12 protein-coding genes are annotated in these 13,040 nt (G+C 42.1%); 6 read left to right on the top strand and 6 right to left on the bottom strand.

Going from position 1 to position 13,040, the window contains the following annotated elements; translation table 11 throughout:
• From traM to ES765_RS03815, 4 genes are read left to right on the top strand one after another with little or no spacing between them, the layout of a single operon-like run.
• Complete coding sequence (traM, locus tag ES765_RS03830; RefSeq protein WP_138111265.1) at positions 1 to 1,035, top strand: conjugative transposon protein TraM; 1,035 nt, start codon at positions 1 to 3, stop codon at positions 1,033 to 1,035.
• Positions 1,032 to 2,015 (top strand): DUF4138 domain-containing protein, encoded by a 984-nt coding sequence (locus tag ES765_RS03825; protein ID WP_138111264.1) that lies wholly within the window; start codon positions 1,032 to 1,034, stop codon positions 2,013 to 2,015. Before traM ends, ES765_RS03825 begins: the two co-directional genes overlap by 4 nt.
• Positions 2,012 to 2,563 carry a conjugal transfer protein TraO gene (locus ES765_RS03820; protein ID WP_138111263.1) on the top strand — a complete coding sequence of 184 codons (552 nt, stop codon included), beginning with the start codon at positions 2,012 to 2,014 and terminating at the stop codon, positions 2,561 to 2,563. The genes ES765_RS03825 and ES765_RS03820 overlap by 4 nt, the downstream gene beginning before the upstream one ends.
• 9 nt (positions 2,564 to 2,572) lie before the next feature.
• A complete protein-coding gene (locus ES765_RS03815) occupies positions 2,573 to 5,929 on the top strand; it encodes a TraQ conjugal transfer family protein (protein ID WP_138111262.1) in 3,357 nt (1,118 codons plus the stop codon).
• A 39-nt stretch (positions 5,930 to 5,968) separates the two neighbouring features.
• Here the strand turns inward: ES765_RS03815 and ES765_RS03810 are convergent, their stop codons facing one another.
• The 5 genes from ES765_RS03810 to ES765_RS03790 form a co-directional block, all read right to left on the bottom strand.
• Positions 5,969 to 6,454, bottom strand: a complete 486-nt coding sequence (locus ES765_RS03810) for a hypothetical protein (protein WP_138111261.1) — start codon at positions 6,452 to 6,454, stop codon at positions 5,969 to 5,971.
• Positions 6,455 to 6,715: 261 nt separating this feature from the next.
• Positions 6,716 to 7,843, bottom strand: coding sequence for a Fic family protein (locus tag ES765_RS03805; protein WP_138111260.1), 1,128 nt, complete (start codon positions 7,841 to 7,843; stop codon positions 6,716 to 6,718).
• Between the two features lie 117 nt (positions 7,844 to 7,960).
• On the bottom strand, positions 7,961 to 8,689 hold the full coding sequence (locus tag ES765_RS03800; protein ID WP_138111259.1) for a superoxide dismutase: 729 nt from the start codon (positions 8,687 to 8,689) through the stop codon (positions 7,961 to 7,963).
• Positions 8,686 to 9,666: a L,D-transpeptidase gene (locus tag ES765_RS03795; protein WP_138111258.1), complete on the bottom strand. Its 981-nt coding sequence runs from the start codon at positions 9,664 to 9,666 to the stop codon at positions 8,686 to 8,688. The genes ES765_RS03800 and ES765_RS03795 overlap by 4 nt, the downstream gene beginning before the upstream one ends.
• A 3-nt stretch (positions 9,667 to 9,669) precedes the next feature.
• On the bottom strand, positions 9,670 to 9,909 hold the full coding sequence (locus tag ES765_RS03790; protein WP_138111257.1) for a hypothetical protein: 240 nt from the start codon (positions 9,907 to 9,909) through the stop codon (positions 9,670 to 9,672).
• Positions 9,910 to 10,157: 248 nt separating this feature from the next.
• Between ES765_RS03790 and ES765_RS03785 the strand changes: the two genes are divergently transcribed.
• A complete protein-coding gene (locus ES765_RS03785) occupies positions 10,158 to 10,994 on the top strand; it encodes a universal stress protein (protein WP_138111256.1) in 837 nt (278 codons plus the stop codon).
• A gap of 10 nt (positions 10,995 to 11,004) precedes the next feature.
• Positions 11,005 to 11,853 carry a universal stress protein gene (locus ES765_RS03780; protein WP_138111255.1) on the top strand — a complete coding sequence of 283 codons (849 nt, stop codon included), beginning with the start codon at positions 11,005 to 11,007 and terminating at the stop codon, positions 11,851 to 11,853.
• Positions 11,854 to 11,862: 9 nt separating this feature from the next.
• Here ES765_RS03780 and ES765_RS03775 read toward each other — a convergent pair whose 3' ends face one another.
• Positions 11,863 to 12,933, bottom strand: a complete 1,071-nt coding sequence (locus ES765_RS03775; protein ID WP_138111254.1) for an AI-2E family transporter — start codon at positions 12,931 to 12,933, stop codon at positions 11,863 to 11,865.
• Between the last annotated feature and the right edge of the window lie 107 nt (positions 12,934 to 13,040).

Below are 13,040 nucleotides of genomic sequence, written 5' to 3'. Positions count from 1 at the left end.
ATGAAGATAAAGGAACACATACAAGTCATAAAGAGATGGGTGGTCAGAAACCGAAAAGTAGCGATGGCCTTACCACCAATTCTGATATTGACCAGTTTTTTCGTCATTGAAAATCTAAAAGACTTTCGGATAGGTGGTGATAAAGCGGCAAACCAAAATGGGTTTAATTCCGAACTACCGGGCGAAACACCGACCTTGAATTCCGATATAGTAAAAGGAACATGGAAAATCAAGGATTCTTTGGAAAAGGAGGAAGCCGAAAATACAAAGGTGGGAATTGATCTTGGGGATTTGAAAAATTCCGAAAACGATTCACTTCAGCGGATTTTGAAGCAGCTGGAAGGTCTGTCCATGAAGCCTGATACTAAAAAAGTTGTCAAGGCCGAAATCCCGGAAAACAAAAGAAGCATGAGCATGGATAGGGAAAAGCGGCCTGAAATGACGGCAGATGAGAAAAAACAACAATTCGTGGAGAATCGGTTGGCCTACCGCGAGAAGCTTTTAGAGGGGAAAGAGAAAATGATAGGCGATTCCCAAAACAACCAAAGGTATTCGCCCCCTGAGGCGGTAATGGATATTAAAAAATCAATCTCATATCGAGCTACGGTATATGGAGACCAATTTATCCTTCCCAATGAGAATGTACGCTTGCTGCTCATGGAAGATATGGTCTACGCTAACAAAAGCTTTGCAAAAAACACCTTTATCTACGCTATGGCAACAATAAAAGAGAACCGGGTCTATTTGGACATCGACAATGTCGAACACCACCCCGTGAATCTATCGGTCAAAGATTTCAACGATGGTCGGGAAGGCATATATAGCACGAGGGCCGGAGAACTATGGCGGGAATATAAAGCGAATGCAAGCAGCAATTTACTGACGGGTGCGACCGAGGAACTGACCAGCGGTTCTCCCGATTTGGTTACGGATATAGCACGAGGGTTGGGGTCCTTTTTTAGAAAGAAAAAATTACGGGAGAAAGAAAAGATTCTTTTGATAGATGATTACGAACTTTTATTGGTAACGCAATGAGAATAAAGACCTTCATACTGTTGATCTTATTATTCGGCTCGCTTTCCGGAAATGCGCAAACGGACACCATTCCGGTTTCCAGGGATTATAAGACCATACTTGTTCTGCCTGAAATCTTCGATTTCTCCATTAACGGTAAGGAACTGAATTTTATCGAATCCTTTCCAGCCAAAAATGCGTCTAAAAATTCAAAGCGTATTGTCCTGCTCAGTTACAATGATGTGGCACCTGATAGCGAAGACCATACCAACTATACCGTGTATACTGGAGACGGGCTTACCTATGATTTTATCTTAAGACTGGTAAATGTACCCGAGAGGAAAAGGTGGTCAATTTCCAAATCGATGGCTGAAAACCCACAAGCGTTATCCGTGCTGGATGTTAGACCCGATGTTTCAACTTCCGATGCTACACCAAAACCTCAAATTGAATATTCGGATAGTGCTAACGCCACAACTGAAGAAAGATTAGTGGTCTTGCCAAATGAAGAAGCGACGGGCGAACCTTTGTCGCTTACTCGAGAACTTTATGTGCTTGATCGTATTGAATACGTTCGTAGACGATGTTATTATAACCAGTTCAACAAGGGCAAGATCATTCGTTATTTCGCCAAATATGACGACGTTTTTTTATGGCTTGAAAATATCTTTTATGAAAATAACGAGATATACCTACAGTTTCGTTTGGAAAACAAAGCGCATATGGCCTACGATGTGAATTTTCTAAAGTTCAGTATCGCGTCCAATTACAAGAACAGTCCCAACAACATCAATAAAAAACACGAGCCTTTATTCCGGTATAAATTTCCTAAAAGGGTCGAAGGGAATTCCGAGAACTACTTTATGGTGGTCTTCGATAAGTTCACTTTAGACCGAAAAAAAGTACTTAAGATTAACCTAGATGAGGACAAAGGCAATCGAAACCTATCCTTGGAAATAGACCACATTGTGATCAATAACCCTTCAGCTTTTAAATTATGAGGAAAATTAGTTTTTGCATATTGGCAGCAATGCTATTAGCTGTTTACTCAAGTTTTGGCCAACTACGGGGCAACTTGGCCTCTTCGGTCGGTTTGAGCGGCGGGTACGTTGAAGATGGTTATGGCATAATGGGTACGTTCAACTTTCATCCAGACCGGTACCGCTATTTTCAAATTAGCGTATTGGCTGCCATTGCTGAGGACAAGGGCACACAGAATATTCCTTATAATATTTTCACTATTCAGCCCGGGCTTTACTACCGGGTCTTTGTAGCACCACGAAAAAGAAATTTCAGTCTTTTCTTGGGTGGGGGCGGACTCTTCGGATATGAGGTCATCAACAACGGTAGCAATGAGCTTCCGAGCGGAGCCTTGATCAATGCGAAAAGCCAGTTTGTCTATGGTCTCTATATAGGGGCGGAAGCCGAAGTAGGTATCAGTAATGATTTTTCCCTGCTCATAAAAGTGAACGAGTACTACCACATCAATTCCGATGTGGGAAATTTTTATCCGTATGCCGGAGTCGGCCTGCGCTATTTTTTGTTCTAAAAAGACCTTATGAAACTAAATGCTCCACAACGAATATTCTCGCTGATTATATCATGCTTAGTTTTAATACTGGCCTGTAGTAAGGATTTCGAGGATATCGTTCAAGATTCCTTCGACTTTACTTTTGAAGGCTCCAACGAGGAGAACGGATTCGTATTCGAAGCGACGAAAACGGATTTCATTTTGGAACCCGAACGAATGGTTTCCAATGTTTCCTATTTTATGAAATACCATAATCTTGATGGAAAGGGTTACTACATTGGTATTGAAAACGATACGGTTCGTGCGAACGATACCATATCGGTTAAGAACTTTAATCTGTCGTATCGTTATATGCCCATCGATACGGGACTGCATAGAGTAAAGGTCTTAGCTTGGGACTCTAACAAAATGGAGAAAGAGCTGGAATTGATTTATAACGTAAAGTATGCTAGTTTTAGTTTTCTTTTGGGCAAGGGTACCGATAATTTCATTATAAATAGCCAAAACCCCGTCACGGTTACCTTGCTTAGGGATAAAGACACGGGACCGATCAATGGCACCAGAAATCAAGATTTCGAGATAACCTACCAATTGGAGAACGGCTCGGGAAAACTTTATTTGGACGATGTTGCCTATGATGCGGGAGAATCTTTCAAATTGCCCAAGGGGGTTACGGAATTTGGATATCTTCCCGAAACGCTTGGGGAGTATAAACTAACCATGACGGCTAAGGCTCCCGATGGGGCGACCATTTCAAACGAACTTATTTTTAATGTCAGTAATGTCAATTTCACGTTTAGGGCCACAGCAGCTTCCTCACAAGTTGAACTCGACTCCAATTTGGCCGTGAATATCGATTTGCGCACGCAGGACGAGGAAACTGAAGTTACTTACGATATAAGCCACTCTTTTTCTGCCGAAAGCCAAGGGGCTGGAATCGTGCGCGACCAAAATGGTGGGGTCATGGATGCCGGAACTTTTCGAACTATTGGACCTGGAAACTACAATTTTACATTCGAGGACGATGAACTAGGGCAACGAAAAATTTATTTTGATATCCGGGATAGCAATGGCCAAATGAAAAGGGACAGCGTCGAAATCGAAGTGGCTAACATTCCGTTCACGTTTAGCGGAAACGCGGAAAGCAACCAAGTTTTTATGAACCAACGTACCCAACTTAATTTTAATATCAAGTCAAGCGGCAACACTGATAACATCGATTACTCTCTGACTTTCAACTTGGAAGAGGGAAATGGCCGGGTAACTGGTGTCAATGGAAATGCGATTACGAATAATACCGATTATCAAGTAAACTTGGGTAATTTCTCTCTTTTCTACACGCCCGAAACATTGGGTACGCATCGAATAAGCTTTTTGGTAACGGATAATTACGGGCAAGAGGTCGGTCCTGTTGAAATCGATTTGGACACCGAAGAACTGGAACTGGAGTTCAATGCCTCTGCCAACAGCAATGAGATATTGGTCGGCCAACGGGGTATCGTGGCATTGAGCCTTATCGAAAAAGGGGAGTACGATGGGGTATCGTATGAACTCAACTATTTTATTTCAGGTGGCAGTGCGGCATTATACAATAGCAACTCCGAGATTACGCAAAGTCAGTACTTTACCGTAAATCCGGGAAGTTTCGCCTACGATTTTATCGCAGAGCAAGCCGGAACCTATGAAATTACTTTTCTTCTTCGTGATAGCAACGGCCAGATTTTGGAAGAAAAAGTGATTTTGGTAGTTGGGAACAACGATTTTACGGTCAATATGACTCCATCAAAGGCGACGGAGTTCTCTAATTTCCCAGTAAGTATGATTGTAGATATTGATGAAGTTCCCGAAGGAGCGAACGACAGTTATACCGTTTTTTACTCTTCGAGCCAAAACGGTACGATGTCGGTCAATGGTATTTTCTATGGTCCGGGCGAACAGTTTCCGCTAGGTGCCGGGGTCAACAACATATCCTATACGGGCTTGGAACCAGGTCAGCATAACATCGTTCTTAGCGCCGAATCGGGTTCCGATGTGACCCGGACGGCGAATACTACCATTACTTTTGATCAAGTTGATTTTATCTTTACGGGGGGCACCCAAAAATCGGATATATCGGTCGGCGAGACTACAAGCCTTAATTTCAATATTTCGGAAAGTGTGGGGTCCTCCGAATATACCATGCTCTTTACGATGAACGGTAACGCAAAGCTTACCGACAGCAATGGTATCGAGATAAGTCCTGGAAACAGCTATGATGTGAATACGGGCAACTTCAACTGGACGCTGGAAGGCACCGATGAAAGTACCGTAAAAATTGTGTTTGTTGTCCAAAATGATACGGGGCTAGAAAAAACTGTGGATATTACGGTAAACATTACAGCCAAAGATTATACATTCAACGCGTCCGGCACCCTGCAACAGGCTTATACCGAAGAGCTGGTCGATATGAACTTTAATATCTCTGAAATCGGCATCGGCGGGGATACATACGAAATGTATTTTTCGGCAGGTGGTAACAACGGTACTTTTGAATACGGTGGAACCGAATATTCCGCAGGGGAAAGTTTTACAGTACCAGTTGGAGCGTTTTCAGGAAAGTACTTAGGTTTCTCCGAAGGAAGCCATAACATAACGTTCACGGTGCGTTCTTCTTCCGATGTAGAAAAAAAGACAAGTGTCAATATAAACTATTCGGTCTATGAAGAACCATTTACGTTGAATTTGAGTCAATCCTCGCAAGACAAATATATCGACATTCCGTTCGATATAACTGCAATAACGAATGCCACTTCTGGGCACGCCCCGAATGTGATGTATTCCATGACATTTACGTTTAACGGTGCAAATGCAGGTTCGTTGCGCTATAAAAACATCATTTATGGAGAGGGCGAAATCATTCCTTTGGATTATGGTAGCGCGCCTATACAGTTCATGCCGGTGACCGACGAGAACTTTACTATTAACTTTTTAGTAGAGAACTCGACAGGACAATCTCAGACGGCGAGCGAAAGTGTTGAAATGTTCAAAAGACCGCTAGCAGTTTCAAAAGGTGAAAAGCGAAATGTGAGTTGCGGGGGGCTGAATGGATGTGATTACGAAGTGGGCATATACACCTGTTTTGAGGCCAACTGTTCAGAAGCTTATAACGGGGCGAATATTCAGCAAGTTGAAGTTAGAATTTACAATAGACAAGCTAGGAGATGGGATACTAAGCTACTAAACTACAACAATGCAGCTGGTACGGGTGTAGATCGCTATTTTCTTTTAGAAAAGGAGCCTAGCGAAGGAAAGTTGAAATATTTGGATCAAGATTACGAGATGAGGGTACGCGATAGTAATGGGCAATGGAGCGAATGGACGTCAGGAACCATCGTGAGGGTGTAAAAAGGAGCATGGACAATCATATACCTGACTCCTAACATGCTAACTTCGCTTGTAGGTATAGGTTATTATTACCTCTTGGTCGTCCAAAAAATCATCTTGCTCCAGAACTAATTTATTATTTTCGAACTCGATGATGCGCATGTCGTTACGACTATCAAAACGCAGAATTTCATCGTTTACTAGTTCGTAGTTGTCTGATTCCACGGTTTCGAAGGCATTGACCTCACCACAACTCAATCCGTTCTCATTTATACTGAAAGCATTTTTCTCCTCGCCGCCTCTAGAAGCGAAAAAGGTAAGGTTATCTTTTAGGCACTGACGGATTTCATTGGTATTGTATAAATCGATATTGACCGTTCCGTCGCCGTTGATATCCACGGCAGTGTTGGACATAATTGCCTCGTATTCCCATTGACCGAATAAAGCTTCGTTTCTGTCATCAACGGAAATATCGTCATCATTTTTATTGCACGAAATAATAACCATCGCAATTGCCAATAGCAGACCAAATAGTATTTTTTTCATAGCGGTAGATAAGGTTTTGTCCTCTAAAGATAAATAAATCCAAAAAAAGCGGCAGGAAGATAAATACAAGCGGACGATTTTTCTTCGTCCGTTTGGGTTTATACGCGGTTCCGAGGGGGTTGAAAAACCGGAGCCGGAAAGACGACCGAAAGCGGCAGGGCGAAGGTCGGCCGCTCGGGAGGATTGGAGGCGAAGGTTTTTCAACTTCCGCAGGAACACGGAAATACAAAATGGATCTCTACTGGTCTTACGGAAGCGACCCTAGGTTTTATATTTTTTATCCAATGCAAGCCAATATCGCGAACTCTTTAGCTCTCCTGTTTTGAGCAATATTCCCTTATCGACCAGATCTTTTAAATCCCTTGTTGCGGTCGATGCCGATGTTTTGACGATACGCATATAATTTTCTGCGCTCAATCCGCCCTTGAATCCTTCGTGACCGGCATTGAAGATGCGTTTTATCGCCTTGGTCTGGCGCTCATTGAGTTGATTAGAAAAACGGTCAAAAAATTTGGCTTTTTCGATCAAGAATTCAATAATCTTCAATGTATTGTCTTGGGCATCTAAAATGGTTTGTCCATAGTATAGTAACCATTTTGTTAGATCCAATGTCGTGTTGTGCGCTTCCAAAAAGGCATAATAATCCTTCTTTTTTGCTTCGATCATTTGCGATAGGGAAATCAAGGCCGGACGTTGGATACTCAAAGAAATTGATTTTTCCGAAAGACCCCTTGCTATACGTCCGTTGCCATCTTCAAAAGGGTGTATGGCCAAAAAGTAAAAATGTGTTATCCCAGCTCTCGCTAAGGGAAGCATAGTTTCGTCATTTTGCTCATGCACTCGGTTGTACCATAAAACAAAGGCCTCCATTTCTTTTTTCATCGTTTCAGACGGCGGAGCTTCATAATGGACGGTTTGCTTGTCCAATCTTCCTGAAACGACTTGCATAGGATCTTTATGGGTACGATATCTACCAATATCCATTAGATCTCGCCGACCATTGGTCAACATCGTATGCCATTGGAATAACCGATTATTGGTCAATGGTTTGTTAAAGCTCTGATAGAGATCGACCATCATTTCAGAGATTCCGAATTCCGCAGCGGGCAGCTTTCTTTTTGTGGATTCCAGTCCAAGATTTTTCTTGATGGATTCTTGAACACTATCTCGGTCAAGATACTCGCCTTCGATTTCCGAGGTTTTCAAGGCTTCATTGACAAGAATTTCAATAAGCAGTTCATCCTTTTCATCATTTTGAACATGCTTGAAAGCACCCAAAGCGATACCGTTGGCCTTCATAAATTGATATTCAAGGCTTTTTAAAGCTTCTGGATTATAGGAAAAATTAGGCCATTCTTCTTTTTGCCAGTTCCATTTTCGATATGCCATGAGCGATAACCGTTTCTTTTATAGCTCAAATATAATCATATTTTGGGCTATAAATAAATGTTTTATAGCCCAAATTCCCTAGGCTTTATTACATACTCATTTTTACTCCTTAAAAAACTACACCATCCTATCCTCCACCTTTCCCCAATTAATAATGTCCATTATATTTTTCAGGTAATCGCCTCTTTTGTTCTGATATTTAAGGTAATAGGCATGCTCCCAAACATCAATGCCCAAAACAGGGGTACCCTGCATCTCCGCTACATTCATCAAAGGGTTGTCTTGGTTCGGGGTCGAAAAAATTTGCAGTTTTTTGTTGCCGTCCTGAACTACCCATGCCCAGCCCGAACCAAAACGGTTTGCCGCAGCATCCGACAATTCGTTCATAAAAGTTTCCTCTGAACCAAAGTCTTCTGTAATCTTGTTCTTGAAACTATCGCTCATCGCGCCGCCCGGTGTCAAAATATCCCAATAGAGACTATGGTTATAATACCCGCCCCCATTATTGCGTATTGCCGTGGGTAGATTATCCATACTTAAAATCTCTTCAATGGTTTTCCCTGAAATATTCGCCTCCTTCAAGGCCGCGTTCAATTTATCGGTGTAACCTTGATGGTGCTTGGTATGATGTATTTCCATGGTCATGGCATCAATGACATCGGGAAAGGCGTTATAGCCATAGGGAATCTCCGGCAATTTAAACGTACTGGTAGCAATGGTGTCTGTTTTCATTATTTCTTCTTTTTTAGGTTCCGTTTTACAAGCCGATAACAATATCGAAGGGGCAATCGAGGCCCCTGCCGATACCAATACGGACTGTTTTAAAAATTTACGTTTGTTCATCATCTATTTATTTTTTGTTCATTTATTTTATCGATTTTCAGGCGGGTATTTTTATATATATCTTCCAAAATCATTTCGTTCTCCAATGAATCCTGAACCTTCAAATCATACCGAATGTTCACTTTCGTACCAATGGGCGCATGGTAATAAATGACCCATGCAGCTGCTTCCGAAGTGCCGATACATCCGTTGGAATAAGGTTTTTGCAATGATTTGGGATTGGTAGTCGGGTGTATCAATTGACCGTTTCTTATTCCGTTGATTTCCGTTTCTATCCAAGGAATCTGTGGCATCAAGGTGGTTCTTTCATCATCCCTTTTGGTCACATAAAACCGTTCTCCGTCCACGGGATTGTAGAAAACAAGATCCCGACGATAATCCACGACTTCGCCCTTTCCCGTTTTTGTTCTTAAATCCGTGATCCGGTCGCCCATTTTTAAATAACGCTTTCGATTTTGCCCTACCCGCACGGGAAAAGTATACACTAGCGTCGAATCCTCATAAATACGCAATTTGAATTCGGGAATGTTTATATCGATCAGGGTACGTTCTATCTTATCCAAAAGATGAACGGCGGCCAGCGAATCGGGAATCAAAAGTGAATCCGTAGGCCTTAGAACAATGAGTTGCTTCTGGTCGTAAACAAACGAATCCTTTTCCATCATCCGATAATAATCCGTATTGGCCAAGGTATCGATGACCCACGGGTTGGCGTGGACCAAAAGATGCTCCGAAAGGGGATAATCCGTCAATGAATCATAGGCGACCACGAGCGAATCGATAGTATTGAAATAATCGCGTACCCGAACGGTATCGTGAATGGAAATCCATTTGGGAAAATCAGGTTCACTTGTGGTATTTTGAACCGCCTCCGAAAACCGTGTTGCTTCCTTTTGGGGCGATTCCCTCATATAGCCTATCAACAGTAAGGCCAAGAGCAACAGGACTACAATAAGTATGATTTTCAATCTGCTGTTCATTGTTTATAAAGGTTTTTCGGGAGCATCGAACCGATGGGTATCGTTGATGATATGATAGCCCAACTCGTGAAGTTCACGTCTTACCAGATGCAGATCGGCCGAGGCCATGTAGTCGAAAGAAACCCTTGCCAGATCATTATCTACCTCAACATTCCAAATGTTCTCAAGCATGTTCAGGTTTTCGAAAATCGATTTTTTGCCTTTGCCCGAAATTTTGGTTCCAAGTTCAAATGTGGTTTTCATAACTTTTTCGTTTGCCTTGCGAAATTAGGCAGCTTCAACACATTTTAAAATGATGTAAATCATTCAACTCAAAAACTTGGGAAGTTTCTTCTCTTTCGGCAATGCTTTTGGCAAAAAACAATACCCTTCTACACAGCCCTGTTCCTAAAAAATCGAAACCATAAAATCAATGGCCCAGCCTGACCAAAATCATGGTGCTTGTCATCCGTGCCCTATAATTTTGTTCTTTGAACTTAAATAAATGAAGGATGAAACGAATTTTATTACCAACGGACTTTTCCGATAACTCATTTGAAGCCATCAGGTACGCCTTGCTCGTTCTAAAAGATGTTACATGTACATTCTATTTATTGCATACCTACAACCCGCCGGTGTATGAGCCGGAATATGTGCTGGGTAGCCCCGGACAGATAGGTTTGGGCGATATATTCCAAGAAAGCTCATTGAGACAATTGGAAAAATTACAAAAACGTTTGGAAAACCAATACCATAACCCAAATCACAAATTCATGGTCCATACCGCCATGAATTCCATTCTAAACGAAGTTTTGGAAACCATTGAGGCAGAAAAAATCGATTTGGTCGTTATGGGGACCAAAGGTGCGACCGGTGCCAAAGAAATTTTGTTCGGTACCAATGCGGTGCATGTGATAAAAAAATCAAAATGTCCTGTAATCGTCGTACCGCCAAATTTCGAATATATCGCACCCAAAGAGATTCTTTTCCCTACGGACTTCGAAATCGAATATGAAGAAGAAAAATTCAAGCAGTTGCTCGATATAACCAAAGTGCAAGGTTCAAGGGTACACATTATGCATGTATCCACAGGGTTTGACCTTACCGAAGAACAGGAAAAGAACAAGAAGCAGGTTAAAAAAATATTCGGCAAAAATTGCCTTTTGCACGATGTACCCGATAATGCCATAATTGCTGCGGTCAATAACTGTCAAACGAAAGAAAAAATACATCTTTTGGTCATGGTTCAGAACAAGCATACTTTTTTTGAACGGCTTTTTATCGAACCTGTCATCAAGAAAATAGGTTTTCATATACAGATCCCATTTATGGTGCTGCCACAATTATGAATCGATTATCATGAAAAACATCCTAGTAGCCACCGATTTTTCGAACAACGCCTATTGTGCCTTGTTCTATGCAACACAGCTTTTAAAATCGAAGCCGTGTAACTTTATCCTGTTGAACACCTACAATGAACTTACTCCCTTACATGGCAAAGTTGCCCCTCTCTTTGGAAGTAAAAAATTGATGCGGGAGTTAAAAACGGAATCCGAGGAAAAATTGACCGAGACGTTTCATAAAATTGTTTTGGACAATGGTAACGATAAGCACACATTCAAGACCATTTCCCAAAATGGCGATTTGGTAAAAACCGTTGTCAAAATTATAGCAAAGGAAAATATAGACCTTGTAGTAATGGGCAACAAAGGTCTTACGGATACTGCGGATATGTTCTTCGGAAACAATACCATAAAAGTGGTGAACCATCTTAAAGAATGTCCCGTGCTGGCCATCCCGGGAGAAATGGATTTTACACCGCCTAAAGAAATCGCCTTTGTGACCGACTATAAAACGGGCTGCCATCCGGAAACCATTGCGCCCCTTTTGTTCTTGGCCAAACTTTCAAACGCAGCCATACGGGTCATGCACATCAACGAAGAACAATTGTTGAGTCCCGCTCAAGAAACCAACCGGAGAGGTTTGGAGGAATGTCTAAGGGATACCGAACATTCGTTCCACCAGATGTACGATTTTAGCGATAAGGCCAAGGTCATCGATGCTTTTTTGGATAAATTAAAGGTAGATCTGTTCGCCATGGTACAACGTAGGCATAATCTTTTTGAACGGTTGACCCATGAACCTGTCATCAAGGATGTCAGTATGTATTCCGATGTTCCGTTTTTGGTGCTTCCCGATAGAAGTTAGTACCGAGCTTTACGGTTTCGTTGCGAGCTCTTCAAAAAACAAGCGGAACAAACGATTCTTATCATGGTCGAACCGTTCCAAGAAAATAGCGCTCTTTCTCGAAAGTCCGTTTTCCATGAGATAGCTCAAGGGTTCTGTGGCATCGAAACTTCTAAATATTTCCTTCGATACCGCCAAGATGGGTAGGGCGAGGATCATTCCCGAGATTCCCCACAGAATTCCACCGATAAAAAGTCCAAGGATAATGAACATGGGATTGATCTTGATGCTCGGCCCCATAATGTTGGGCGAAATAATATTTCCCTCGATTTGTTGTACGATGATATAGAGAACGACCACCGCCACCGGTTGCCACAGGGTATCGGACACCATCAACATGTAAAAGACGGGCAAAATACCACCGATGGAGGTACCGACGTAGGGAATGATTTCCAAAAAGCCCGCCAAAAACCCCCAAAAAAATGGGTAAGGCACCCCTATCAACCAAAGTCCCGATCCTATCAACAGGCCAAGTATCACGATAACCGCCCCCTGGCCCATCATATAGCGTTTCGTCAAGGTCTGTATTTTATGCAATACTTCTACTACCCTTTCCCTACTTTCAGGTTTTATTTGGGCCAGAAAGAAGTTTTTGAAAGCCGTTCTGTACAACAGCATAAAATATGTGATGACCACGATAAAAACCATATTTGCTATGACATAACCTGTAGATTGAACACTTTCTTGGATCAAGTTGATGGGAATATCTGAGGCGACCAGAATGTTATCGGAAATCCATTGTGAAGTCGAATCAGCATCCAAACGGAATTTATCGTCCAACCATTCGAAGGCCGAAGTCATGACCTCGTTCAACCGGCCTCGCACCGACGGTAGGTCGCTGAACAGAATGCGCGATTGGTTGATAAAGAACAACAGTAGGGCGAAGAGGGGAATCAAAGCCAAAACGTAGGAGAGGAATATGGCCAAAATGCGATTGCGCAACTTCCTCTCAAAAAAACCTACGATGGGCTTCAACATCAGAGCAAAAAAAAACTGAATACCAAGGGAACGATAACCACCTTTCCGACAATAAGAATCCATATCATCGCGATGACGATAAAAAGCAGATAAAAAATATTGGCCAGATTAAGGGTGTATTTTTGCATATGTTCAGCAACCTAAAGGTTATCCGTTTTGATTTGAAACAA

This window comes from Maribacter sp. ACAM166 (assembly GCF_005771495.1).
Classification (GTDB): domain Bacteria; phylum Bacteroidota; class Bacteroidia; order Flavobacteriales; family Flavobacteriaceae; genus Maribacter.
The sequence above is the reverse complement of the archived record's forward strand: the minus strand, read 5'-3'. Positions and strand labels throughout refer to the sequence as shown.

What these genes read in the sequence shown, in the direction of transcription:
- traM (WP_138111265.1), top strand. Translation starts at nt 1, where the DNA reads ATGAAGATAAAGGAACACATACAAGTCATAAAGAGATGGGTGGTCAGA.
- ES765_RS03825 (WP_138111264.1), top strand. Translation starts at nt 1,032, where the DNA reads ATGAGAATAAAGACCTTCATACTGTTGATCTTATTATTCGGCTCGCTT.
- ES765_RS03820 (WP_138111263.1), top strand. Translation starts at nt 2,012, where the DNA reads ATGAGGAAAATTAGTTTTTGCATATTGGCAGCAATGCTATTAGCTGTT.
- ES765_RS03815 (WP_138111262.1), top strand. Translation starts at nt 2,573, where the DNA reads ATGAAACTAAATGCTCCACAACGAATATTCTCGCTGATTATATCATGC.
- ES765_RS03810 (WP_138111261.1), bottom strand. Translation starts at nt 6,454, where the DNA reads ATGAAAAAAATACTATTTGGTCTGCTATTGGCAATTGCGATGGTTATT.
- ES765_RS03805 (WP_138111260.1), bottom strand. Translation starts at nt 7,843, where the DNA reads ATGGCATATCGAAAATGGAACTGGCAAAAAGAAGAATGGCCTAATTTT.
- ES765_RS03800 (WP_138111259.1), bottom strand. Translation starts at nt 8,689, where the DNA reads ATGATGAACAAACGTAAATTTTTAAAACAGTCCGTATTGGTATCGGCA.
- ES765_RS03795 (WP_138111258.1), bottom strand. Translation starts at nt 9,666, where the DNA reads ATGAACAGCAGATTGAAAATCATACTTATTGTAGTCCTGTTGCTCTTG.
- ES765_RS03790 (WP_138111257.1), bottom strand. Translation starts at nt 9,909, where the DNA reads ATGAAAACCACATTTGAACTTGGAACCAAAATTTCGGGCAAAGGCAAA.
- ES765_RS03785 (WP_138111256.1), top strand. Translation starts at nt 10,158, where the DNA reads ATGAAACGAATTTTATTACCAACGGACTTTTCCGATAACTCATTTGAA.
- ES765_RS03780 (WP_138111255.1), top strand. Translation starts at nt 11,005, where the DNA reads ATGAAAAACATCCTAGTAGCCACCGATTTTTCGAACAACGCCTATTGT.
- ES765_RS03775 (WP_138111254.1), bottom strand. Translation starts at nt 12,933, where the DNA reads ATGGATTCTTATTGTCGGAAAGGTGGTTATCGTTCCCTTGGTATTCAG.